23 protein-coding genes are annotated in these 25,837 nt (G+C 35.6%); 6 read left to right on the top strand and 17 right to left on the bottom strand.

Going from position 1 to position 25,837, the window contains the following annotated elements:
* Positions 1–169 precede the first annotated feature (169 nt).
* The 6 genes from Q0X52_RS04725 to htpG all read left to right on the top strand — a co-directional run bounded on the left by Q0X52_RS04725 (position 170) and on the right by htpG (position 6,288).
* Positions 170–1,426 (top strand): S41 family peptidase, encoded by a 1,257-nt coding sequence (locus tag Q0X52_RS04725; RefSeq protein WP_297575536.1) that lies wholly within the window; start codon positions 170–172, stop codon positions 1,424–1,426.
* A 10-nt stretch (positions 1,427–1,436) separates the two neighbouring features.
* Positions 1,437–2,165, top strand: a complete 729-nt coding sequence (gene purC / locus Q0X52_RS04720; protein ID WP_297575487.1) for a phosphoribosylaminoimidazolesuccinocarboxamide synthase — start codon at positions 1,437–1,439, stop codon at positions 2,163–2,165.
* On the top strand, positions 2,166–2,405 hold the full coding sequence (purS, locus tag Q0X52_RS04715) for a phosphoribosylformylglycinamidine synthase subunit PurS (protein WP_297575486.1): 240 nt from the start codon (positions 2,166–2,168) through the stop codon (positions 2,403–2,405).
* Positions 2,402–3,067: a phosphoribosylformylglycinamidine synthase I gene (gene purQ / locus Q0X52_RS04710; protein WP_297575484.1), complete on the top strand. Its 666-nt coding sequence runs from the start codon at positions 2,402–2,404 to the stop codon at positions 3,065–3,067. Before purS ends, purQ begins: the two co-directional genes overlap by 4 nt.
* Positions 3,064–4,269 carry a hypothetical protein gene (locus tag Q0X52_RS04705; protein WP_297575482.1) on the top strand — a complete coding sequence of 402 codons (1,206 nt, stop codon included), beginning with the start codon at positions 3,064–3,066 and terminating at the stop codon, positions 4,267–4,269. Before purQ ends, Q0X52_RS04705 begins: the two co-directional genes overlap by 4 nt.
* Before the next feature lie 159 nt (positions 4,270–4,428).
* A complete protein-coding gene (htpG, locus tag Q0X52_RS04700) occupies positions 4,429–6,288 on the top strand; it encodes a molecular chaperone HtpG (protein ID WP_297575480.1) in 1,860 nt (619 codons plus the stop codon).
* 235 nt (positions 6,289–6,523) lie between these two features.
* Here htpG and Q0X52_RS04695 read toward each other — a convergent pair whose 3' ends face one another.
* The 17 genes from Q0X52_RS04695 to mshL form a co-directional block, all read right to left on the bottom strand.
* The gene (locus Q0X52_RS04695; RefSeq protein ID WP_297575478.1) at positions 6,524–7,273 is read right to left on the bottom strand and encodes an ABC transporter ATP-binding protein; all 750 of its coding nucleotides are present in this window, start codon (positions 7,271–7,273) and stop codon (positions 6,524–6,526) included.
* Positions 7,270–8,274 carry an iron ABC transporter permease gene (locus tag Q0X52_RS04690; protein WP_297575476.1) on the bottom strand — a complete coding sequence of 335 codons (1,005 nt, stop codon included), beginning with the start codon at positions 8,272–8,274 and terminating at the stop codon, positions 7,270–7,272. Before Q0X52_RS04690 ends, Q0X52_RS04695 begins: the two co-directional genes overlap by 4 nt.
* Positions 8,274–9,428: an ABC transporter substrate-binding protein gene (locus Q0X52_RS04685; protein ID WP_297575474.1), complete on the bottom strand. Its 1,155-nt coding sequence runs from the start codon at positions 9,426–9,428 to the stop codon at positions 8,274–8,276. Before Q0X52_RS04685 ends, Q0X52_RS04690 begins: the two co-directional genes overlap by 1 nt.
* A gap of 106 nt (positions 9,429–9,534) precedes the next feature.
* Entirely contained in the window at positions 9,535–10,311 is a 777-nt protein-coding gene (locus Q0X52_RS04680) for an ABC transporter ATP-binding protein (protein ID WP_297575472.1), read from the bottom strand.
* Positions 10,308–11,162 carry an ABC transporter ATP-binding protein gene (locus tag Q0X52_RS04675; RefSeq protein WP_297575470.1) on the bottom strand — a complete coding sequence of 285 codons (855 nt, stop codon included), beginning with the start codon at positions 11,160–11,162 and terminating at the stop codon, positions 10,308–10,310. The genes Q0X52_RS04680 and Q0X52_RS04675 overlap by 4 nt, the downstream gene beginning before the upstream one ends.
* Positions 11,162–12,016: an ABC transporter permease gene (locus Q0X52_RS04670; RefSeq protein WP_297575468.1), complete on the bottom strand. Its 855-nt coding sequence runs from the start codon at positions 12,014–12,016 to the stop codon at positions 11,162–11,164. Before Q0X52_RS04670 ends, Q0X52_RS04675 begins: the two co-directional genes overlap by 1 nt.
* A complete protein-coding gene (locus Q0X52_RS04665; protein ID WP_297575466.1) occupies positions 12,016–13,020 on the bottom strand; it encodes an ABC transporter permease in 1,005 nt (334 codons plus the stop codon). Before Q0X52_RS04665 ends, Q0X52_RS04670 begins: the two co-directional genes overlap by 1 nt.
* The gene (locus Q0X52_RS04660) at positions 13,020–14,618 is read right to left on the bottom strand and encodes an ABC transporter substrate-binding protein (protein WP_297575464.1); all 1,599 of its coding nucleotides are present in this window, start codon (positions 14,616–14,618) and stop codon (positions 13,020–13,022) included. Before Q0X52_RS04660 ends, Q0X52_RS04665 begins: the two co-directional genes overlap by 1 nt.
* 88 nt (positions 14,619–14,706) lie before the next feature.
* Positions 14,707–15,735 carry an undecaprenyldiphospho-muramoylpentapeptide beta-N-acetylglucosaminyltransferase gene (murG, locus tag Q0X52_RS04655; protein WP_297575462.1) on the bottom strand — a complete coding sequence of 343 codons (1,029 nt, stop codon included), beginning with the start codon at positions 15,733–15,735 and terminating at the stop codon, positions 14,707–14,709.
* A complete protein-coding gene (locus Q0X52_RS04650) occupies positions 15,732–16,898 on the bottom strand; it encodes an FtsW/RodA/SpoVE family cell cycle protein (protein WP_297575460.1) in 1,167 nt (388 codons plus the stop codon). Before Q0X52_RS04650 ends, murG begins: the two co-directional genes overlap by 4 nt.
* A 79-nt stretch (positions 16,899–16,977) precedes the next feature.
* Positions 16,978–19,128, bottom strand: a complete 2,151-nt coding sequence (locus Q0X52_RS04645; protein ID WP_297575458.1) for a DNA translocase FtsK — start codon at positions 19,126–19,128, stop codon at positions 16,978–16,980.
* A gap of 75 nt (positions 19,129–19,203) precedes the next feature.
* On the bottom strand, positions 19,204–20,445 hold the full coding sequence (locus tag Q0X52_RS04640) for a type II secretion system F family protein (protein WP_297575457.1): 1,242 nt from the start codon (positions 20,443–20,445) through the stop codon (positions 19,204–19,206).
* Positions 20,442–22,190: a GspE/PulE family protein gene (locus Q0X52_RS04635; protein WP_297575455.1), complete on the bottom strand. Its 1,749-nt coding sequence runs from the start codon at positions 22,188–22,190 to the stop codon at positions 20,442–20,444. Before Q0X52_RS04635 ends, Q0X52_RS04640 begins: the two co-directional genes overlap by 4 nt.
* An 8-nt stretch (positions 22,191–22,198) precedes the next feature.
* The gene (locus Q0X52_RS04630) at positions 22,199–22,744 is read right to left on the bottom strand and encodes a hypothetical protein (RefSeq protein WP_297575453.1); all 546 of its coding nucleotides are present in this window, start codon (positions 22,742–22,744) and stop codon (positions 22,199–22,201) included.
* Positions 22,741–23,586: a CDC27 family protein gene (locus tag Q0X52_RS04625; protein ID WP_297575451.1), complete on the bottom strand. Its 846-nt coding sequence runs from the start codon at positions 23,584–23,586 to the stop codon at positions 22,741–22,743. Before Q0X52_RS04625 ends, Q0X52_RS04630 begins: the two co-directional genes overlap by 4 nt.
* A complete protein-coding gene (locus Q0X52_RS04620; protein WP_297575449.1) occupies positions 23,579–24,415 on the bottom strand; it encodes an ATP-binding protein in 837 nt (278 codons plus the stop codon). Before Q0X52_RS04620 ends, Q0X52_RS04625 begins: the two co-directional genes overlap by 8 nt.
* The gene (mshL, locus tag Q0X52_RS04615; protein WP_297575447.1) at positions 24,408–25,817 is read right to left on the bottom strand and encodes a pilus (MSHA type) biogenesis protein MshL; all 1,410 of its coding nucleotides are present in this window, start codon (positions 25,815–25,817) and stop codon (positions 24,408–24,410) included. The genes Q0X52_RS04620 and mshL overlap by 8 nt, the downstream gene beginning before the upstream one ends.
* Positions 25,818–25,837 lie beyond the last annotated feature (20 nt).

The following is a 25,837-nucleotide window of genomic DNA, read 5'->3' as shown; positions in this document are numbered from 1 at the left end:
TAATGGTTGATTTATTAAGATATTTTGATTATACACTCATTTTATTAAGATATTTATCTTATTTTTATAAAATAGAGATTAAAATTTAGCAAGAAAAGAATTGGAGAGTTATTTGAAGAAAAATAGATTATCTTTTGGATTTGGTTTTGTTATTGCAGTCCTACTTACAATGGGCTTTCATTTAAATTTAGTTGCCAAGAGTGATACTACAGAAAAAGAGCAGCCAACTCGCCTTGAGTCTTTGGCAAAACTTACAAAGGTTATAGGAATAGTTGAGAACTATTACGTTGATGAGTTGGAACTATCAGAAGTTGTAGATAAGGCGATATCAGGACTTCTTTCAAATTTGGATGCTCACTCAAGTTTTATGGATGAAAAGGGCTACAAAGAGACAAAAATACAGACAAAAGGTGAGTTTGGCGGACTTGGCATAACTGTTGGTATGAAAAATGGCGCATTGACAGTTATAGCACCTATCGAAGGAACTCCTGCAGATAAGGCTGGAGTTAAACCAAATGATGTTATTTTGCGTATAGATGGCAACTCAACTATAGAAACAACTCTTGATGAAGCTGTAAATAAAATGAGAGGCGAGCCAAAAACTCCAGTTACCATAACTATCGTAAGAGAGGGCGAGGTAAAGCCTTTTGATATCAAAATCATAAGAGATATTATAAAGGTCGAGTCAGTCTATGCAAAAGAGATAGAAGATAATGATATTTTATACTTAAGAGTTACAAATTTCGATCAAAAGGTCACAAGTCAAACTAAAAAATTCCTAGAAGCAAACAGAGATAAAAAAGGTATTATTTTAGATCTTAGAAACAACCCTGGCGGACTTTTAGATCAGGCAATTGGACTTGCAAATTTATTTATAGATAGTGGTGTTATTGTCTCACAAAAGGGACGAAATGAGAGCGAAAATATCGTCTATGAGGCAAAGAAAAATTTAAAAATATCCGATCAACCTATGGTTGTTTTGATAAATGGTGGAAGTGCGAGTGCTAGTGAGATAGTAAGTGGAGCTTTGCAAGATCATAAAAGAGCTGTCATAGTAGGACAAAATAGCTTTGGTAAAGGAAGCGTTCAAGTGATTCTTCCGATAGATAAAAAAGAAAAAGAGGCTCTTAGATTGACAATTGCAAAATACTATCTACCAAGCGGTAAGACAATTCAAGCTGTTGGTCTAAAACCTGATATCGAGGTATTTCCCGGCAAGGTTCCAAACAGCTCAAGTCAGTTCACCATCAAAGAGGCGGACTTAAAAAAACATCTTGAAAGCGAACTTACAAAGATAGATGATAACAGTAGCAAGAAAGATAAAAAAGAAAAAGAGTCAAAAAACCTAATCACAGCCGAACAGATAAATGATGATATTCAACTTAAAACTGCAATAGATACAATTAAAATACTAAACTTAAAATAAAGGAGAAGTGATGAAAGCTACCAAAAAAGAGATGATCTATGAGGGTAAAGGCAAGAAAATGTGGTCAATAAATGAGAGTAATGATTTTTTAATATCTGAATTTAAAGATGATCTTACTGCATTTAATGGTGAAAAAAAGTCAAAAGAGGCTGGAAAAGGTGCACTAAATAACAAAATAAGCACTCAAATTTTTAAGCTACTTGAAGAAAAAGGTGTAAATACCGATCTTGTTGAGATTATAGATGACAACAATCAACTTGTTAAAAAATGCAGCATAATCCCACTTGAAGTTATTGTAAGAAACGTAGCAACAGGCAGTCTTACAAAGAGACTAAATATCAAAGAGGGAACTATACTTCCATTTGCACTTGTTGAGTTTTGCTATAAAAATGATGAGCTTGGAGATCCTATCTTAAATGATGAACATTGCCTTATTTTGAATGCTGTAAAGAGCGAAAATGACCTAGTTCGCATAAAAGATATGGCTAGACAGATAAATAAAATATTGGTTAAGTTTTTCGACGAAAGAGAGCTTAGACTTATTGACTTTAAGGTTGAGTTTGGAAGAGATAAAGATGGAAATATCATCTTAGCCGATGAGATAAGCCCAGATAGCTGCAGATTTTGGGACAAAAACACCAACGAAAAACTAGACAAAGATAGATTTAGACAAGGTATTGGAAGTGTTAAAGTTGCCTATGAAGAGGTTTTAAAAAGAATAATGAGCAAGGCAAAATAGATGAAAGCAGTTATTAACATAAAACTTAAAGATGGTATTTTAGATCCTGCTGGAAAAGCTGTCCTGCAGGCGCTCAAATCCAAAGGCAACAAAGATATCAAAGATGTAAGAATTGGCAAGCAGATAGTTATAGAGCTAAATCCAGCTACAGACAAAGAGAGTGCAAAAGCAGCTCTTAAAAAAGCTTGTGAAGAGTTCTTAGCGAACACCGTAGTTGAAGAGTATGAGATAGTCTTATGAAAGTAGCAATTATAACTTTTTTAGGGACAAATTGCGATAGAGATATGGAGTATGCTTTTAAGCTACTTGGCGCCAAAACTCAGTTTATTTGGCACACAAGCAGAGAAAAGATAGATGCTGACTTGGTTGTCTTGCCCGGTGGCTTTAGTTATGGGGACTACCTAAGAAGTGCCGCCATAGCAAAGCTTACTCCAGTCATAGAGCCACTTCTTGATTATGCAAAAAAAGGTGGTTATATTCTGGGAATTTGCAATGGTTTTCAACTACTTTTAGAGTTAAGACTTTTAAAAGGTGCCATGATAAAAAATAAAGAGCTTGATTTTATCTCTAAATTTTTAAATTTAAAAGTTATCAATAACGATAACAAACTCTTAAAAAACTTTAAAAAAGATGAGATTATCCAACTTCCTATAGCACACGCTGATGGCAACTATTTTATAGATGATGATGGCTTAAAAAAACTCTATGACAAAGAACTGATACTTCTAAAATACTGCGATGAACATGGCAATGAAACAGCACCAAACGGCTCACGCGATGCTATAGCAGGAATTTGTGATGAAAAAAAGAAAATCTTTGGTCTTATGCCGCATCCAGAAAGAGCGGTAGAAGAGATTTTAGGCTATGTTGATGGCATTAGGATGCTTAAAGGGCTAATTTGAGAAAAGCCCTTTTTGCCATTGCCGCGCTTTTTGTTGCTGCATTTGCCACAGATCCTCTGCTAGAGCTTAGACCTCAAAGCAACGATGAGATTATAAATAGCTCCAAATCGCCCAATATAAATGAGCTAATAAACATAACTCCAAGCGATGAAGAGAATTTAAACATCGATGAGTCTAAAATTTATCAAGAGCCAGAGAAAACTAAACTACTTCTCTCACTTTCAAATATCCCAAGAACTCTCTATCTAAATGAGATTTTTAATGTAGTATTAAGTGGCAATATACAGCAAGATATCGACGCTACTCCACTGCTTACTATCAACAAAAACAGCTCACTTATATGGCTAAACAAAGATAATTTTAGCTGGCAAAAAGATGGCAATGTCTATAAAACAACACTTTGGTTTGAGGGATTAGACGAGAGTGCAAAGATAGAGAGCATTAAAATGGAGCTAATAAAAAATGGCGAGCTTTTTCAAGATGCCACCATTAGCTTCAATATGCCAACCTTTAAAAAACTTGATGGTCCCAAAAACTACTCTCATAGTGTTGCAAATAGACTCTGGGTAAAGAGTCATAAGGTTTCTAGGTTTGATGAAAACTCCAACCTCTTAACCGTTGAAATTGGCTCGCTAAATACCAACCTTTCAACCTTTTTTATAGATGATAAACGCATTATAAAACAGGGCGTTGAGTCAATTAGAGGCGGCATAGGAAAAGAGAGCGGATATTATTTTGCAGTCATTCCAAAAGAGATGGATGAGTTTAGCTTTTCCTACTTCAACCAGATAACAACCAAATTTGAGCAGATAAATTTAAAGATAAATTTAGAACTAGAAACTCTAAGCACTCAAAGCGGACTAAACCCAAAAGAGAACTCATTTGTCTTTTATAAATTTATCACTATCTTAACTATCATTGGTATTTTTATCGTTATGGCGATAATTGCAAGAAACACAACGCCACTTATCTTTGCCGTGCTTTTAGCTATCTACCTACTCTACTCTCAAACAAATTATGAAAAAATAGTTGTTTTAAAAGATAGTCAGATTAGAATACTGCCACTTGAAAACTCAACCATTTTTTACCTTACACCAAAAGATGAAAAGGGAGAAATTTTGGCTAAAAATGGGGATTATATCAAGATTTTACTAGACAACAATATAATTGGCTGGATAAAAAAAGAGAGAGCTAAAGAGTAAATTTAAAGACTCTTTTGCGTGTGTTCAAGAGATAAATTTATCTAAATTTCAGCCGTTTGTTTTGTTGGATATAAAGATAGTTGATAGTAACACTATCAATATTTGACAAATATTAATCACTTTGTGCTATACTCTGCTAATTAAATTTAGGAGAATGATATGGAACAAAAAGAAAAAAACAAAATAGAAAATTTTGAGTTTCAAACAGAGGTCAATGAACTTTTGTCACTGATGATTCACTCGCTCTACTCAAACAAGGAAATTTTTTTAAGAGAACTTATCTCAAATGCCTCCGATGCGCTTGATAAGTTGCACTATCTAACGCTTACTGATGAGAGATATAAAAAGCTCACCTACACGCCACGTATCGATATCTCTACCGACAAAGAGGCAAAAACACTAACCATAAGTGATAATGGTATTGGCATGAGCAAAGATGAACTCATCTCAAATTTAGGAACCATTGCAAAAAGTGGCACAAAAAACTTCATAAAAGAGTTAAGTGGTGATGCCAAAAAGGACTCCAATCTCATCGGTCAGTTTGGAGTTGGCTTTTATGCAGCCTTTATGGTAGCTAGCAAAATCAATGTCACTAGCAAAAAGCCTTTGGAAAAAGAGGCATATGAGTGGAGCAGTGACACTACAAACTTTACTATCAAAGAGTGCAAAAAAGAGAGCTTTGGAACAACTATAACACTATTTTTAAAAGATGATGAGTTTTTGGACCAATACAACATAGAGTCAATTATAAAAAAATACTCAAATCACATCCCCTATCCAATCTTTATGGATAAAAGCAACTATATCCCACCAAAAGAGGGAGAGAAAGATGGAAAAACAGAGATAGTAAATAGCCAAATCAACAAAGCCTCAGCCCTTTGGAGAATGCCAAAACAAAATTTAAAAGAGCAGGATTATTTTGACTTTTATAAACAAATTAGTCACGATAGCAACGATCCACTTTTATACATTCACACCAAAGCAGAGGGAATGGTCGAGTATCAAACACTATTTTTCATACCAAGTGTTGAGCCTTTTGACCTCTTTCGTGCCGACTATCAAAGTGGTGTGAAGCTCTATGTAAAAAGAGTCTTTATAACCGATGATGAAAAAGAGCTTTTGCCATCTTACCTTAGATTTGTAAGAGGGATAATTGATGTTGAAGACTTGCCCTTAAATGTAAGTCGTGAGCTACTTCAAGATAACGCCATCATGCGAACTGTAAAAGAGCAAAGCATCAAAAAAATCCTAAGCGAGCTTAAAAAAACTCAAGAAAGCGATATGGATAAGTTTAAGAAATTTTACACTCTCTTTGGCAAGGTCCTAAAAGAGGGACTTTATGGTTTTAGTCCAAACAAAGACGATATCCTAAAACTCTGCCTCTTTAAGTCGAGTTTAAAAGATGAGCCAATCACCCTAGATGAGTATAAGAAAAATATGCAAAAAGAGCAAAAAGAGATCTATTATATCGCAGGAAAGAATGCAAAGATATTGAAAAACTCGCCACTACTGGAGCAGTTTAATCAAAAAAATATTGAAGTTTTGCTCTACGATGATGAGATAGATAGTATCGTTATGCCGATGGTTATGAACTATGATGGCACACCTTTTAAAGCAGTAAAAGAGGTTGAGTTAGAAGAGGAGAAAAAGGAGTATAGCAGTGATGAAAAGGCGCTACTTGCCAAACTAAATGAGAGTTTAAAAGAGAGCGTAAAAGAGGTGCGATATACCACCAAACTAGACTCATCGCCTGCATGCCTTATTTTTGACAAAAATGATCCAGACTTTGCGACACAACAACTTCTAAAGCAAATGGGGCAAGATATTGGCTCAATCAAGCCTATTTTAGAGCTAAATCCAAACCACGAAATAGTAAAAAAGCTCCAAAAAGATGAGCTAGGACTATCCAAAAATGCAAATATCTTGTTAAATATCTGCAAAATTCAAGAGGGCATTGAGCTAGAAGATCCAACTACTCTTGCAAAAGAGTTAAGCGATCTACTTTTAAAATCTCTTTAATAAAGTTTAGGGGCAAAAGCTCCTAAACTCTTAAATTTCAACTTTAAATTTTTAATCTATCTTTTAAATTTCAATTCTTAATCTTAAATTTCAATTCTTAATCTTAAATTTCAATTCTTAATCTTAAATTTCAATTCTTAATCTTAAATTTCAACTTTAAATTTCAACTTTAAATTTCACTCTTAAATTTTAACTTTCAGTTTTCAACTCTAAATTTCAAATTTCACTTTTAAATTTATACCAAAGGTTTTATAAAATTTTCACTTCTAAAAAGCTTGCATTTTTTATCATAAAGCTCAAAAAGTAGCTCTTCACTCATCTCTTGCGGCTTAGTGACAAACAAAACTCTTCCCTCTTTTAGTCCGATTATCTCATCGCCAAACCACAAAGCGTGATTTGGATCATGTGTGCAAACTATGACCGTCTTTGTCTTTGATATCTCTTTTACAATCTTATAAAACAATATTTGATTTTTAAAATCAAGCGCTGAAGTTGGCTCATCCAATATCATTATAGGGGCGTTTTGAACTATTGCTCTTGCTATAAAAACTAGCTGTCTCTGTCCGCCACTTAAATTCATCGCTATCTTATCCTTTAGATGAATTATCCCAACTCTCTCAAGCGCGTTGCAAGCAAGCTCTATATCCTCTTTTTTGTGAAAAAGCCCGCCTCTTAACTCAAGCGCTCTTCCCATAAGAACGATCTCTAAAACCGTAAAAGAGAAAGTTGGATTGCTCTGCTGAGCAACATAAGAGATCTGCCTTGCCATCCATGCGTGAGTTTTGTCTGTAATATCTTCTCTGTTTATCTCAATAGTGCCGCCATTTGGCTTAAGAAAGTTCATAATACATTTAAAAAGAGTGCTTTTTCCACTTCCATTTGCGCCAAGCAGGCAGTAGAGTTGGTTGTTTTTGCAACTAAAACTAACCGAATTTAAGACACTTTTTTTGCCATATGAAAAAGAGAGCTCTTTTACATCTATCATCTTAATAGCTCCTCTTTTTTATCTCTAATAAGCCATATCAAAAATGGTGCTCCAAGTATCGAAGTGATGATACCTACTGGAATTTCAGTTGGGGTTAGAGTTCGTGCGATAGTGTCACAAACTACCAGATAAATGGCACCCAAAAGCCCACTTAGTGGCAAAACCCATCTATTGTCTGCTCCTATTAAAAGCCTTGTAGCATGAGGCATCATAAGTCCAATCCAAGCAATAATCCCTACATTTGCAACAGACAAAGCTGTAATAAGCGTAGCTAAAGCTATAAAAAAGAGCTTGTTTATCTCAGGATTTATCCCCAAAGTCTTTGCCTCAATATCTCCAAGAGAGAGCAAATTTAGGCGATAACTAAAGATAAAAAGTAGGCAAAAGACTATAAAAAGGACTCCAAAAAGTATGGCAACATCTTTTAAATTTGAGTAGTAAAGTCCGCCCATTATCCAAAAAGTTATCTCTCTAAGTCCAGTATCATCGCTTACATACTTCAAAATCGAAACCAAAGCTGAAAAGATAGAGCCAATTATAACTCCACTCAAAATCAAAGCAACAACCGGCGTCCCATCTCTGCCTTTGGCTAAAAAATAGGCCAAAAATACTGCAAAGATAGAGAAAGCAAAGGCAAAAAGTCCCATAAACTTAAGAGCAAATATAATTGCAAATGAGGCGCCAAAAGCAGCGCCAGAAGAGGCTCCCAAGATAAATGGCTCAACTAGTGGATTTCTAAAACAGCCTTGATAGACAGCGCCAGAAAGTGCAAGAGCAAAACCAACTAAGATAGCCATCAAAATTCTAGGGAGTCTTATGTCATAAACTATGACCTTATCCATCTTTTTATACTCGCCCAAATTTAGACCAAAAATCTCATTGGATAAGACATTTTTTATGGTAGTTGCCGATATCTCATAGTTACCAGCAACTAGCCCATAAAGTATCGCAAAGACCAGCAAAGCAACGACAATAGAGAGTATTAAAAACCTTTTTGTCATTAAAAATCTGTCTCAACAGCCCAGTCAAGTATCTGATGGCTTCTTAGAGCAACTGCTGTTTCATCATCTACGCCATAGACATCTTTGTAAAATTTAAGTGCAAACTCATGGACTTTGATATCACTAAAAAGCTTTGGATAGGCAGCTTTTGCGATGATTAGCATATCTAGCGGATACTCAACTCTTCTAGAGCAATTCATCGGCGACCAAGGCATTGCATAGACTCTTTTCTCTTTTACAGCTTTTAGTTCGCTAAGCAAGGTAAAATCAGGTGACTCATAAAGCTCTCTTGGTGGATGATAGCCATTTGAGGTTGGAAGAATGATAACATCAGGATCAAGTGCATAAATTTGCTCTGCATTTAACATAACATTTGTGCCATTGTGCGTAAAGGCGTTTTTGGCATTGGCTATCTTCTCTATGATATAGGACTCTGGCGTATCTATGCCATTTACAAGCCCTACTCCACCCTTTTTTCTAACAGATGGTGAAAGTCCGATATAGAGCATAGTTGCCCTCTCTTTGATATCTTTTGTTCTTGCTTTGATGAGCTCTTCTGTGCTATGCAAATAGTCATAAAGTCGCAAAGCACGCTCTTTTTGCCCAAATATATCGCCAATAACTGCTATCTCATCTCTCATAGTTGAGAGATCTGATCTTTTATAATATGATGGCGAGTAGATAACAGCCAAATTTAGCCCTAAATTTTCTATAGTTTTTATCGCCTGCTCCGTATTTGCCGCATTGCCACCTCTTATGGTACAATCGCCTACTCTAAGAATGACTAAGTCAGGATTGTTTTTGGCAAGCTCTTCATAGTTTATGATATTGCCTTGAGGCGAGTTTATACATGGAAGCTCATCTAACCAAGGGTGAAGATACTTCATAGTATTCCAACCGCTAAGAGTGTATTTTTCGCCACTTACTGTTTCAAAGTTGTATTTATAGTCTCTTTTCATACTCCAAGAGCCGATAACTTTAACTTTGTCAATAACTCCAAGGTGTGTCATCACCCCTTCAACAAAGCCATCATCTATAGTTGCAACACTTTTTAATGGCTCTTTTATCTCAACCTTAACGCCTCTCATATCGACTATCTCAAAGCCAAATAGTATAGTTGCGCTAAAAAATAGAGCTAACAAAATTTTTTTCATCTCAATCCTTTAAATTTATGTAGAGCTTATTGTATAAAATGTTTGCTTAAAAGTTGTAGAAAAATATTATCTCAAAGGATAAATGCTTTAAGTGGGTCAAATTTGGCTATATCTTAGGAATTGCCTCGATGAGAGTTTTTGTAAATTCATGCTGTGGATTTTCAAATATCTCTTCTGTAGTTCCCCTCTCAACTATCTTTCCAAGTTGCATAACCAAAATTCTATCACTTATGTGTCTAACTACGCCAAGATCATGGCTAATAAAAAGATATGTCAGCCCAAACTCCTCTTGCAAATCCAACAAAAGGTTTAAAACTTGCGCTTGAATACTTACATCAAGTGCGCTTACTGGCTCATCACAAATTATAACTTCAGGCTTTAAAATAAGAGCTCTTGCAATACCTATACGCTGCCTTTGACCGCCACTAAACTGATGTGGATAGCGCTCATACCACTCCTGTTTTAAACCCACTTTTTGCATAATGGCCAAAACCTCTTCTTTGATCTCTTTTTTGTTTAAATTTGAGTTTAGCTCCAAAGGCTCGGCTATGATTTTACCCACTTTCCAACGTGGATTTAGACTTGAGTAGGGATCTTGAAAGATGATCTGAACGCTTTTTCTAAACTCTTTTAGCTCTGAGCCTCTAAATTTGGTTCTATCTTTTTGCTTAAACAATATCTTGCCATCAGTTGGATTGTCTATACCAATAAGAAGCTTTGCAGTGGTGCTTTTGCCACAACCACTCTCACCAACTATACTTAAAATCTCGCCCTTTTTTAGCTCAAAACTAATGTCATCAACCGCCTTAATTGGGGCTTTTTTAAAAAATCCATCTTTAACAATAAAATATCTCTTAAGGTTTTCTATCTCAAATAAATTCATCTTATCTCTTTTTTAAAGCTCAAATAATCTACATTTTCATCAACAAAATCAAGTCGTTGCTTTGGCTTTTTTGCCTCTGGAATAGCGCCAATTAGGGCTTTTGTGTAGGGATGTCTAGGGTCATATAAAACATCTTTTGCACTTCCAGTCTCAACTACAACGCCTTTATACATAACAGCAATATTATCAGCAATGCCGCTAACTACGCCAAGATCGTGAGTTATCAACAAAATTGACATATTATGCTCATTTTGTAGCTCTTTCATAAGCCTAATAACCTCTGCTTGTATAGTTACATCAAGCGCTGTTGTTGGCTCATCGGCAATGAGTAGCTTTGGCTTGCAAACCATCGCTTGAGCGATCATAACTCTTTGTCTTTGTCCACCACTTAGCTTAAATGGATACTCTTTTGCCCTTTGCTCAGGATTTTTAATCTTGACCATCTCAAGACTCTCAATTATCTTTTTTTTATGCTCTTTTTTGCTTAAATGTGGCTCATGTATCTTTAATACTTCGCCTATTTGATAGCCGATAGTTAAGCTTGGATTAAGACTAGTCATTGGCTCTTGAAAAATCATAGAAATTTGCGATCCTACTATCTTTTTTAACTCCTTTTTACTTAGAGTCAAAAGATCTCTATCATTAAAATAAATTTCACCACTATTTATAATAGCATTTTCGTCCAAAAGTCCCATTATAGAAAGGCTAGTGACACTTTTGCCACTTCCACTCTCGCCAACAATACAAAGAGTTTTATTCTCCTCTAAAGTAAAATCAATAGCTTTTACTGCGTCAATTAAGCCATAATCACTTCTAAAAGAGACACTTAAATTTCTAACATCTAAAAGCACTATCTACTCCTTAACTTCGGATCTAGGGCATCGGTTAGTGCATCTCCGATGAGATTAAAGCCTAGCACTGTCAAAAAGATAGCAAGTCCAGGATAGAGTATCATCCAGTAGGCTGTGGTGATGTATTGAAGCGAATTTGAAAGCATTGAGCCCCACTCTGCCAATGGCGGTTGTGCTCCAAGTCCCAAAAAGCTAAGCCCAGCGGCCTCCAAAACTGCACTTGCAAAACCCATTGTTGATTGGACTATTATTGGGCTTAAGCAGTTTGGAAGTATGATAAAAAGCATAAGTCTAAGGTCGCTACTTCCATTTATCCTAGAGGCTGTAACATACTCTTTTTCTTTTTCTGCCATGACACTTGCTCTAATAACTCTAGCATAAGTTGGAATTCCAACAATTCCTATGGCAATCATCGCATTATAGAGGCTAGGTCCCAAAATGGCAACTATAACAATAGCTAGCAAAATAGCTGGAATTGCTAGCATAATATCAACAATTCTCATCACCACCAAATCAACTTTGCCACCATAATAGCCAGAACTAAGACCTAAAATAAGTCCAAAAAAGAGTGAGATAACTACAGAGATGACGCCAATTAAGATAGAAACTCTAGTTCCATAGACAATTCTACTAAAAAGATCCCTTCCAAAATCATCCGTCCCAAGGATATGCTTAAAACTTCCATTTTCTCCATAAAATGGCTCAATTAAACGTTGTGAAAGATCTTGCACATATGGATCATAAGGGGCTAAAAATGGTGCAAAGATAGCTGAGATAATAAGACCAAGTGCTATAAAAAGTCCAAAAAGTGCAAAGTAATTTTTCTTAAATTGTAATACCAACTGACCAAACATTAGCTAAGCCTTATTTTTGGATTGATAACTGCATAGAGCAGATCTGTGAGTAAATTTATAACTACAAAAAGAGTTGCTATAATAAGCGTTGCTGACTGAATGATAGGAAAATCTCTTTGATAGACTGCATTTACAAGCCACTTTCCAACACCTGGCCAAGAAAATGTTGTCTCAGTCAAAATCGCACCAGCAAACAAAGAGCCAAACATAAGTCCGATAATGGTGACAATTGGTATCATAGCGTTTTTTAAAGCATGTATCATTATAACTCTAAAGTTACTACACCCCTTTGCCTTAGCAGTTTTTATGTAGTCTTCTTTTAACACATCGCTCATGCTAGAGCGGCTCATTCTTGCAATGATTGCCATAGGGATAGTTCCAAGTGCAATAGCTGGAAGTATGAGATGTTTAAGCGCATCAACAAATGCCTCTTTATCGCCTGCCAAAAGTGTATCTATAAGATAAAATCCAGTTACTTGATCTACATAAAACTCATATCCAAGTCGTCCCGAAACAGGAAGCCAACCAAGTTTAATACTAAAAAAGTAGATAAGCATCAGACCAAGCCAAAAAACAGGCATAGAAACTCCCGCCAAAGCTACAAACATAGAGCTATAATCAAACAGACTATATCGCTTCACAGCCGATATTATGCCCGCGCCAATTCCTATGATGATAGCAAAAAACATAGCAACCAAACTAAGCTCAACTGTAGCAATAAAGCGCTCTTTAAACTCAGCCAAAACTGGCTCTTTGGTTTTTATGGAGTTGCCAAAATCGCCTTTTGATATGTTTTTGATGTAGGTTGCATATTGCTCATATAGAGGTTTATCAAGTCCTAAATGTGCTCTTAACTCCTTAACACTCTTTTCTGTAGCATGTTCACCAAGGAGAGCGAGTGCTGGATCGCCCGGTATTAGGTGAATCATAGAAAAAACTAGCACCGTAATACCAAAAAGCGATGGCACCGCCCACAAAATTCTTTTTAAAATGTATTTAAACATTATTTGTCTAACCAAACCTTATGAAATCTCTTTTTACCAACAGGGTCGATTTTGAAGCCATTTACAAATTTTTGCATAGGCTGAATTAGAACTGAGTTGGCCAAAGTAACCCACGGAACTTCATTTGCAAAGATAACTTGAGCCTCTTTGTAAAGTTCATCTCTCTTGTTATGATCGCTTGTCTCTTTTGCCTCGGTTATAAGTCTATTAAACTCATCATTATCCCAATAAGCATAGTTTTGTGCAGGCGCTCTAAGAGCGGCTTTGCTTAGTAAAACATATAAGAAGTTATCTGGATCGCCATTGTCTCCTGTCCAACCCATAAGGCACATATCATGCTCTAAATTTTTTATCTTTTCTAGATATGTTGTCCAGTCATAGCTAACTATTGTTGCATTGATACCAACTTTAGCAAGATCTGCTTGCATAGCCTCTGCAACCTTTCTTCCATCTGGCATATATGGTCTAGGAACTGGCATAGCATAGAGTGTTACATTAAAGCCATTTTCATATCCTGCCTCTTTTAGTAGCTCTTTTGCTCTGTTTGGATCATAGTCATATGTTTTTAAATTTGGATTGTATCCCCACATGCTAGGTGGCAATGGAGCATTTGTAACTTTACCAAAGCCCTCATAAACAGCATCAACTATAGCTTTTTTGTTTATAGCATAGTTGATAGCTTGTCTAACTCTAAGATCTTGAAACTCTTTTTTCTTATTGTTTAGCGCAAGATAGCCAACATTCATTCCTTCTTGCTCTACTAGCTTGATGTTTGGATTTTCTTTTAATTCTTTTACCTCTGCTGGATTTGGAAAGTCCATAATATGAATTTGTCCTGTTTTTAGCTCAGCAGCCCTAACTGAGTTGTTTGGTATAACTCTCATGATAAGTCTATCTACATAAGGTCTGCCATTCCAATACTCTTTGTTGGCAGTAAATATCATCCTATCATCTTTAATCCACTTTTGAAAGATAAATGGTCCAGTTCCTACAGGATAGCGGTTTATGTTGTCGGCTTTGTTATTTTTCAAAAGCTCATCTGCATAATCTTTTGAAAGTATTGAGGCAAAGTCCATAGCGATATTGGCTAAAAATGGAGCCTCTTTTTTCTTAAGGGTAAATTTAACTGTATATTTGTCAATCTTTACAACATCTTTTATGATGTTATCCATATCCATAGCTAGCCAATACTCAAACGCACCGCCAACTTTGTTGTAAGGATTGCTCTTGTCATACTGTCTTTTTATAGAAAAAACTACATCATCTGCTGTAAATTCTACCTTTTTCTTAAAATAGCTAGTTGGTGCAAAATATACGCCCTCACGTAGATAAAATGTATATTCAAGACCATCATCACTTATATCCCAACTCTTTGCTAAAGCAGGTTCAATCTCTGTTGAGCCATATTTAAACTGAACTAAGTTGTCATAAACTTGTGTTGAGCCATACAAACTCTCGCCATCAGTTGCGTGAGATGGATCAAGAGTTGAGCTATCGCCGCCTCTTCCAAAGACCAGTGTTCCGCCATATTTTGGCTCACTGGCTTCAAGACCAAGGCTTAAAACCAAAGCAAAAAATGCCAAAGCGACTTTTTTCATAAAACCTCCTTAAAATTTGATTGACTATTTTATCTAAAAGGATAAAAAACAATCCTTAATTTAGCACTTTCAAGCACAATAGTTAAATTTATCTCTCTATTTTATTTAAAATATCATCAACTATCTCTTTAGCGCCACCCAAATTTATACTCCCTTTAAGCCCACTACTCATCTTTTCAAGCGGAAGCTCTTTGATAGTTTTTAAGATGAGTTCTTTGGTAACATCTTGCTGTTCTATCACCTCTCCAAGCCCTTGCTCTTTTAGAAATTTAGCGTTGAAGTATTGATGATTGTTAGCAGCCAATGGATATGGTATAAAAATAGTTGGCAACAAAGCAGCACAAAGCTCCCAAACAGTGCTAGCTCCTGCTCTTGATATGGCGATATCTGCCTTTTGCAACTCATCTTTGATGTTCTTACTAAAAGCAAAAAGATTGACCTTTATGCCAAGTTTTTTATACTCATTTACCATCTCCTCATATTGTGCCTTGCCACACTGATGAGTTATAGAGATACCCATATTGGTCAAATTTGGCGCAAGTTGCAACGCCAAAGAGTTTATAAAAGAGGCCCCCTGAGATCCGCCTAAAAAGATGATATTTTTTAACTTGGTTCTTACTCTAGCTATCTTAAAAAAGGACTCTTGCACAGGATAGTTAAATGTAGCCTTGCCATAAGAGCTATAAAAGCCATCTGAGATATTTTTTAGAAGTCTGTTTAATCTTCCAACTACAAAGTTTTGCTCATGGACAAAGAGCTTGGCTCTAGCAAATTTAGCAGCAAAAGAGGCAGGTGCAGCACTATATCCACCCACACTTATGACGCAATCTACTCTTTCTTTTTTCAAAATCCTAAAGGCGCTAAAGGATAGTTTTATGATATTTAAGAGAGAAAAAACTTTGCCAAGCCCTTTTTTGTCCATTACTCCGCTACTTTCCAAAAAGTAACTTTTCACAAAAAGAGGGCTGTTTGCAAACCACTCTCTATCTTGCCCCTTAGTAGAGCCAATAAACAGACACTCAATATCTCTATTGTCTAGCTCACTTGCTAAGGATTTGGCGACCATTAGATGACCGCCAGTTCCACCACCTGTAATTGCTATTTTAAGTTTTTTCATGGTTCACTCTTTTTTTGTTTTGACATAGATAATATTAGCCCCACTGCGAAGCAAGATGCCAAGATATGAGTTCCGCCATAGCTCAAAAATGGCACTGCGATACCTTTTATCGGTATTATAGATGTTACTCCAAAACCATTCATCAAAAATGAAAACAAAAACATAAGTCCAATCCCCGCGCTAAATAGATAATAGACCCTATTTTTCTCTTTTAACATATCTGCGATAGAAAAAATTTGATACAAAAACAGAAAGAAAATAAACAAAACAGCGCCTATCCCAACAATGCCAATCTCCTCTATCATTCCAGATAAAACAAAGTCCGTATGAACCTCAGATAAAAATCCAAGCTTAAACATTCCCTCGCCAAGTCCTTGACCAAAAAAGCCGCCGTTATTTATGGCGTTGATTGAGTGACCTACTTGATAGGGCGCTTCAACATCATCAACTCTAAGCTTGTCAGCTACATTTGATGGAAAAAATGAGAGAATTACATCTTGACTTCCACTCCACCAAGACTCAACTCTTCTTATGCGGTGCGGACTTGTGACGATAAAGCCACCTAAAATAGTCGATGCAAAAAGCATGCCCAAAACTATAAATTTAAATGTAGTGCCAGCAAGTAACAGCATAAGCATAAAGACAATGACTAAAATCATCACCTGCCCTATGTCATTTTGTAACATTGCAACAATAAAAGAAGCAAAAAACAAAAGCAATAGATATGGCACCAATGTCTTAAACTCATCGCTCATAGTTGGCTTTTGATAGGTTATCTTGCGTGTAAAGCTCCATGCAAAAAAATAGATAAAACCTATTTTAAAAAACTCAACTGGCGATAGCGAAAATCCAGATATTCTTATCCATCTATAGGCGCCATTTACCTTTGTTACCATAGATTGTGGCATAAATGGCATAGTTACTATAAGTAGCGCTGTAATTATCAAAGCAGTAAAACAGATCCTAGAGATCCACTTTTGATTGCCCACAAAAGAGAGTAACCAAGCAAAAAAGAGTCCTCCAGCTCCAGCAATGAGTTGTTTTTTAAAAAAGTAAATTGAGCTATATCCATACTTTAGAGTTTCAAATATCGGAAGAGAGAGTGTAAAAACAATACCTATAGCAATAAGAGTGCTCATAAGAAAAAAGAGTCTTTTATTCATAGGGCGCTATCTAAATTTAGCCTGTTAAATTTATCCCAATATGGGTAAATTTGACCCATAAGTGGTGACAATTTGCCAATCACAAAATCTCCCTTTGTCCTTTGGCATTAATCTCTGACAAAACGCCCATCTCTTCTAACTGCTCCATGATGCTAGCAGCCCTATTGTAGCCAATTTTGAGTCTTCGTTGAAGATAGCTTATGGAGGTTTTATTTTCACTTAGCACAATGTTTTTTGCCTCTTCATAAAGCTCATCAAGCTCTGAGACATCACTACTTTCGCCATCTTTTGTCTCTTTTTGCGACTCCAAAAAGAGCTCATCATAGCAAGCGCCACCTTGAGCCTTAATAAACTCAACTATCTTAATAATCTCTTCCTCGCTTACAAAAGGCGCATGAAGCCTAACTGACTCATAGCCAGGAAGCTTTAAAAGCATATCGCCCCTACCCAAAAGTCCATCTGCACCCATCTCATCTAAAATAACCTTAGAATCAATCTTTTGGCTCACTCTAAAACTTATTCTAGATGGTAAATTTGCCTTTACAAAGCCAGTTACAACATCAACACTTGGACGTTGTGTTGCAACTATGAGATGAATCCCGCTAGCTCTTGCCATCTGTGCCAAACGCCCGATATAAAACTCAACATCCTTGCCACTTGTCATCATCAAATCAGCAAGCTCATCAATGATAACTACGATATAGGGCAATTTTTCAGCATCAGAGCCAAATTTAGCTATCTTTTCATTGTAATTTTCAATGTTTTTTGTCTTTGTTTTTGACATCAACTTATATCTTCGCTCCATCTCCAAAACCAAATTTGAAAGAGCACCAATCGCCTTTTTTGGCTCAGTTATAACAGGTGTTAAGAGATGGGGGATTTCATTATACATACTAAACTCAAGCATCTTTGGATCTATCATAAGAAGCCTTAGACTTTTTGGAGAGTTTCTATAAAGCAAGCTTAGAAGCATTGCATTTATCCCAACGCTCTTTCCACTTCCAGTAGTTCCTGCTATCAAGAGATGTGGAAGAGTTTTTAGATCTGTTACAAAAGGCTGCCCAACTATATCTTTGCCAAGAGCAACAGTTAGCGAACTTTTGGCTGACTTGAAAATATCACTATCTAAAATCTCTTTTAGATAGATAGTCTCTATCTGCTTATTTGGAATCTCAATACCAACAGCATTTTTTCCAGGAATTGGCGCTTGTATGCGAATAATCTTTGCCTTTAGCGCCATTGCAAGATCATCTTCAAGAGTTAAGATTTTTGATATTTTTATATGTGCGGCGGGTCTAAACTCAAAGGTAGTAACAACTGGGCCACTATAGGTCCTAACAACATCGCCATCTATTTTAAAGCGTTTCAACTTCTCAAGAAGATCGTAAATTTTTTTATCAATCTCCTTTTCATCAACTGCAATGGTCTGTTTTGGCGGATCTTTTAGAAATTTAAGCGGTGGAAGTTCAAAATCTTTTGGCTTTTCAACAGCCCCTTTTTCCAATGTATCTAAAATCTTTTTATTTTGCTCAACCTCTTTTAAATGTTGCACGCCGCCAAGTTTTAGAGGCTCTTTTGTTACAACTTCTACCTTTTTTTCATCTTTTGACTCACTTTTTGGCTCGCTATTGGTTGTTACAAATTTAGCACTTCCATCCTCTTTGTTAATAATAAGCTCTTCCTTTTCGCCATTTAGTGGTTTTATAGTTTTTATAACGCTCTCATCTGGCATATTTTCATTTTTTTGCTCCACAACTAAACTATCAGCTTTACTATCTTTTTTTTGTAAGAGTCTAAATTTCATAAATTTCAAAGAGCTGTTTTGGTCATAAAAAAGAACAAATGAAAGAGTTAGTAACATAAGCATAAAAACTATTATGCCAACTCTTCCTATAAAGTCCAAAAGTCCTAAAACTATCAACTCTCCAATGACACCTTTGCCGCCAACAAAGGCTTGAAGTATCAAAAGTGTGAAAAATAGTATCAATCCACCAAACAGAAGCTCCAAAGCTCTTAAGTTAAATTTGGTGATTTTTTTGTAGATAAAATAGAGTATAAAAACGGATAAAAAAGGATAGATATAGGCAATACTTCCAAAGAGCTTTAGGTTGTATCTGCCTATCGTTTTGCCAATTAGCCCCACCATATCGTAGTTTAGTGAGATAGTAGATATACCTAAAAATATAAAAAGTGCCGATATTATTATAAAAATAAATAGTCTAAAAATCATCAATCCTTTAACAAAAGTACAACTATAGTAAAAATAAAAGATAAATAGACCTAAATTTAGGTCTATTTTGACAATCTATGATTTTGCCGCGCTTCCAAGATCCCACATAGGCATAAAAATACCAAGAGCTAGAAGTATAACCATCGCTGCCATAACTACAAGAAGGATAGGCTCAACATAGGTTGAGATGTTGTCAATAATCTCATCAAATTTAAGCTTAAAATAGTTACTAACATTGGCAAGCATAGTCTCCAAACTACCACTTTGCTCGCCAGCACTAATCATCTGTATAAGCATGCTTTCATAATAACCAGTATTTCTTAGGGCATCGGTTAAGCTTACACCTTGCTCAACTGATGGCTTAACAGTTGAGAGTTTAAATTTCATATCTGTATTATCAACCATCAAAATTGCAGTATCTAGCGCATCGGCTATTGGAACTCCAGCTTTTACTAGCTCAGTAAAAATAAGGTTAAATCTAGCCATTGTAGATAAAAATGTAATTTTTCCAAGCAAATAGACCTTTAGAATATATTTATCCCAAAGTTTTTTAAACTCATCGCTCCTTTTATAGGCATTGATAAGTGCAAATATTGAAGCTACAAAAATCGCAAGCACCCAAATTCCATAGTTGCTAAGGACATACTCTATATTTAGAAGTATCCTTGTTGGAAGTGGCAAATTTGCACCAAGCTCTTCAAATATCTCCCTAAACTGCGGAACAACAAAGAGCATAAGTATCAAAAATGCGATAGCCAAAACAATCAATATAGTAATAGGATATCTCATCGCCTTTTTAAATTTCTGTTTATTCTCCCAAACCTCTTCAAGCATTTGAGAGAGCTTTGAAAGTGACTCTGCCATGTTACCTGTATTTTCACCCAAATTTATCATAGCTATCGTTATATCGCCAAGCTGTTCTTTAAATTTCTCAGTAGATTCAGTCAAGCTAAGACCAGAGTTCAAATCATCATTTAAGACAGAAAAAATATGCTTTAGCACCTTATCTTCGGAGGTATTTGCAACCTCTTTTATACTATCGTGTATAGAGATACCCGCATTTACCATAACAGAAAGCTGTCTTACAGAGGCAACCAAATTTGGTGTTTTAACCTTTCCACCAACTCCAAGAAGCCTTGTAACCTTTATAGAAAGGTCAGCAAATTGCTCATTTAGCGTAACTGGTTTTGTCTCTGCAATCTTGCTAAAAGAGCCTCGTCTTGAGAGATTTCTACCACCATAACGGCTCCTTGTTCCAAGCTGAACTCTCTGCCTTTGTTTATCTTTACCTTTTACATCAAATTCTATTTTTTTCATTCTCTTGCCACCCTATAGATCTCTTCTACACTAGTTGAGCCTTTTGCCGCTCTAATGATTCCATCATGAAACATATCAATAAAGCCCTCTTCGTATGCAACTTTTTTCATATCATCCTTTGACGCACCAGTTGCTATTAGACTTTGTAGTTTATCAGATACTGTAAGTATCTCACTTATCATTTCACGTCCCGAATAGCCAGTACCCGCACACTTCTCACATCCAACTGCTCGGTAAAAAGTGTAGTTTTGTGGAAGATATTGCTTGATGTGTGACATCATATTGTCAGGCAAAACAGTTCTAACCTTGCAGTGAGGACACAATCTTCTTATAAGTCTTTGCGCCTCTATAGCGATAACTGCGCCACTTATAAGGTAGTTTTCTATACCCATATCAGCCATTCTTGGAATTGCGCTAATGGCATCGTTTGTGTGAAGTGTTGAGAAAACTAAGTGTCCAGTAAGTGCTGCTTGTATTGCTATACGAAGTGTCTCTTGATCTCTAATCTCACCAATCATTATAACATCAGGATCTTGTCTAAGTATAGATCTAAGAGCTGCTGCAAAGGTAAGTCCCGCTTTTTCATTGACGTGAACTTGCTGAATCATATTGAGCTGATACTCAACCGGGTCTTCAACAGTGATGATTTTAGTCTCAATGCTCTTCATATCATTAAGTGCTGCATAAAGTGTTGTAGTCTTACCTGAACCAGTAGGTCCTGTAACTAGAATAATTCCATATGGAGCTTTCATAGCCGCTTGAAAACGCTTAAAACTATCAGGGTGCATACCAAGTTTTTCAAGACTAATCAAAACTTTAGATTTATCCAAAATTCTTAGAACTATTGACTCACCTGTCAATATAGGCAAAGTTGAGATACGAAAGTCATACTCTTTATCTACAACTTTTAGTGAAAATCTACCATCTTGAGGTTTTCTTCTTTCGGATATATCCATGTTTGAAAGAAGTTTTAGTCTTGAAACAAGTGGTGGATAGATATCTCTATCAAATAAAAATAGCTCAGTTAGCATACCATCAATTCTTGTTCTAACTATACAGCTATTCTCTGTTGGCTCAATATGAATATCGCTACCTCTTGAGATGACTGACTGATGGACAATAACTTCAATAAGCTTTAAAATACCTGAGCTCTCTGTCTGTTCTCCAGCAGTTCCTGCATTGCTTAACTCATTTCTAATCTCTGAAACAATACCCTTGATGCTGTCCTTTAGCTCAAGCTTATCAAGATATTTATCTATCTGCTCAGGCTCAGACATAACAACTTTAAGAAGCTTTCTGTTAAACATATGTTGGATTTTATCCTGTGCATCAAGGTCAAAAGGATTTTTAAAAGCTACATAGATAGAGATATCATCGCTCTTTACTGGAAATGCCTCTAATCTTCTTAATTGACTAGCTGATAGTTTTTCGGAAAGTCTATAATCAACAGAGATACTATCAAGATCCATATAGGTCATGTTGTTGGCTTTGGCATAGGCTGCTAAAAAAGTTCTTTTATCTAAATAGAACTTATCGCTAATCTCTTGCAATGTTAGTTGTCTTCTTCTGTATTTTTGGAAAAACAGCTCGGCAAACTGCTCTTGTGATATATAGTTATCACCAATCAAAACTTCAGGAAGAGTAAGCCCAATCTCCATCTTTTCGGTAATCTCAGCTATTGAGTTTATATCAAGCTTACCGCTACTTACCAACTCATGTATAATCTGCTTATCCAAATCAGTCATATTTCCCCCTACCAATAGACCTTAGTTGAAACTAGCCTATCATTGTCATAAATTTCTAATTTTAATTTTTTGATACCGCTGTCATCTTCTATAAATAGCTCACATCTTAGATCGTCATTTAAGATAAAGTGATATCTGTTCTCTTTAAGCTCATACTCTTTTGCAACAAATTTATCAAAAATATAAGAGAGTATATACTCTATTTTTGGAGTTTGTATATAGCTTATATCATAATTGTCGATTATAGCAAAATAGAGCAATTTTTTTTGATATAAAATCGTTGCATAGATTGCAGCATTTTCTCTTGATGCCCTATCTTCATAGAGCATTGTTATTGGAATGATTAGTTCATTGATTTTGTCGAGTTTTAGACAAGCTTTTGCATAGATGTTTGCTACGGTGCTATTTTTTTGCTCTACAAAAAGCTTTCTAACGTTATCTTTGCAAATTCTACTATATTGACCAGCCGCTATCCAGTCTTTTACATCATCAATATTCACATCATTTCCAAAGCAAAAAAGAGGGGTAAAAAGCAGGATGACTAACTTTTTCATTTGAAAGTCCCATCTTCCATCTTAGCGATAAGAGCGATGATATTTTCACTCTTAACCCTTGAGCTAAGGGCTTTTAGTGCAGTTATCGCGTCGTTTTTTCTACCAATTTTATAGTTTGATTTGGCAAATATAACCCAGCTATCAATGCTATTTTTGTCAATATCATTTGCAATAAGTGCCCATTTTATTGCTTTGCCATACTCATTACTATCGTAACTTTTTTGTGCAATTTCAATGGCATATTCTATACTTCTAGTTGCTTCAAATCGCTGTTCTAGAGTTAAATTTGACTGCTTTATAGAGGTGCTTTCTATCTTTATAATTGGCTTTTTCTTGGCAGTAGATGATCTGTTAATTGCAGAGTTTTTGCTTGGTGGATTTGGTGGGTTACCAAAGTCAATAAACTCTTCGCTCATTACTGCTGATTCACTCTGCGAAGAGAGGTTTTGTTTGGCATTGCTATCTTGAAAACTAAAGCCTCCAGAATCAATGCTTGATTTTATTCCGATATCATTTAAGCTAAGATACTCTCTTGTATCGCTTTTTTTAACTCTTTTTTCACTCTCAAATTTAAGATCTTTAGTCTCATTTTTTGACTCATTTGTGGTATTTTGCTCTATCTTTGTTGCTACTAAATTCGACTCTTTTATAGTGGAGTTTCCACCATAAAGTAGCCAAAATATAGATCCAAGTCCAACTCCAATAATAGCTATTAAAACAAAGGTAAATTTATCAATTCGTATAGAAGAAAAAGAGTCTTTTAGCAAACTCTTTTTTTGCCTACTCTTATCAAACTCTTGCCATTTTTTCTCTAGCTCTATTACTTCAAAATGATCAAGCATCTATCAACCCCGCACTTATTGCAGCCATCTCAATGGTTTTGTGATTTATGCCAACAGGATTTATAAATGTTGGCTCATACTCTTCATAATACTCAAAAAGCTCATAAAGCTTATATAAAAGTTTGTTTAAATTTCTTAAATTTCCCTCTGTTAGAGTATAGATGAGATTGAAATTATCTTCATCATACATTGCATAATAGCCGTGAAAGCTATGTATGAGAAGCTTTTTTTCGATGTAAAGTTTTAGCTCATTAAGAGTTGATGTTGGAAGCTCAATACTCTCCCAAATTCTAGTTTTAAAATAATCCTTTGCCAAGAGATCTTCTTGGGCAGTTTTATGAACCGTAAATAGAAATTTAAAAAGTCTAGTGTCTGCCATAAGACGGATTTTTTCTATCAAATTTGGCGGATAGAGTTGTGCTTCGTCAAGTAGTATCACAACCTTATCAACTCCTAAAAAGCTATTTTCTTTTAGCTCTAGCATCTCTTTATAGACCCTTATAAAAGTAGCATAGTCGCTCAATCTCTCTTTTGGCTTTATCTCAAAAATTTGATAAAAGATCTCTGTAAAAAACTCCTCTTCATCAAAAAAGGGCTGTGGAAAAAAGACAATTTTTAGTTTTTTGTCTAAGTCTGCCTTTATTTTATGAAGCAAGAAAGTCTTCCCACTTCCAGGTTTGCCATAAAAAAGTATGAGTTTGAGAGGCTTTTGCAAGGCATTTAGGATTTTGTGATATGCAAGCCTTGATTTGTCGAGATTGACGAAATCGCCAATCTCGTTGTTTTCAATAAAAATCTCTTTTATAAGTGTATAGCTATTTTTATTCATATAGTGATTTAGAAAAACCTAACTCTCTTAAAGATTCACTTATAGGCATTGAGTTATGAACTATTTTTGGAGTTATAACAAAAACAAGCTCAGTTACGCTATTTGCATCTTTTGTAGATTTGAAAAGGTTACCAACAAGAGGAATTGAGCTTAATATTGGAACATTTGTGTTATCTTTACCTTTTGATTCTTCTATCAATCCACCTAAAATCACAGTATCACCATCATTTACATATGCTACTGTAGAAAGTTTGCTCTCTCTTGTATCTGGAGCAATAGTTCTTTGTCCTACTAGCTTATCATCTTGATTTAAAAAGTCACTAAGTGATGGATTGATTCTTAGCATTATTCTGTTGTCATCTGAAATCTCAGGCAAGATATTTAGCAAAATACCAACAAATGTGGTGTATTGCTCGCTACTTGTCTCTGTCTCTGTAGTAGAGCCTGTTGTCTTAGAAGAGGTAGTTAAAAGATAGTTTATATTGGCTCCAACAGAGATGAGTGCTGGTTGGTTGTGAAGTGTCAAAACCTTTGGACTAGAAATCATCTTTGAATTGCCTGCCTCTTCAAGGAAATTCATCATACCATTAATGTTAAATTTCAAATTGGAGTCTATTGTCCAATATCCACCACCAGAATCAACTGCTTTTTTCTTGCTATCTTTATATCCAGCATTTAATACAGAGTCAAAACCAAGCTCAAATTTAGACCAGTCAATTCCTGTTTTATACTCATTTTTAAGGTTAACAGAGATGATTGAAACATCAAGCATAACCTGTCTTTTGAGTCTTTTTTGAAGATCTGCTATGTATTTTTCTACTCTGTCCATTTGAGACTTAGTAGCAGTTACAGTTACCAATCCTGCGTTTGGATTGACTATTGGCTCTGGAGCTTTATAGTCTTCTGCACCGCTATTTAAAACTGAACCAATTTGCTGACCAATTGTCTCCCAAAAGTCAAAGCTCTCAACAGAGGTTATCTCGTTGTCACTACTACTTGAGCCACTACCCTCACCGCCTGTGCTTTGAGTGCTTTCAACGCTTGATCTTACTGTAGCAGTTGCATCTCTTTTGGAGGTGATGTAATCAATCTTAAAGCTTTTAGTAAAGATAGATGAAAGTTGTAAAATCTCATCTTTGTAGCTGTAGTTTATGTTGTTTTGCAAAAGAATAATATCAAAAACACCTCGCAATGTTCGTTGCTTGATACTTATTCCACTAAGTGGTTTTTGCAAGTCTTTGGCAGCCATTACATCTTTTGTAACTATACTAAATTGACATTTGTCAGAAAATTGAAGTAATATGTCGTTTATTGTAGTACCTTCAGAAATCTGCATATCAAAAAGCTTTTTTGAACAATCCATCTCATCATCACTATATGCTAGTGAACCAACTAGCAACATGGCAAGGAGAACTCCTTTGA

The sequence above is a fragment of the uncultured Campylobacter sp. genome (assembly GCF_947255105.1).
Classification (GTDB): domain Bacteria; phylum Campylobacterota; class Campylobacteria; order Campylobacterales; family Campylobacteraceae; genus Campylobacter_B.
The sequence above is the reverse complement of the archived record's forward strand: the minus strand, read 5'-3'. Positions and strand labels throughout refer to the sequence as shown.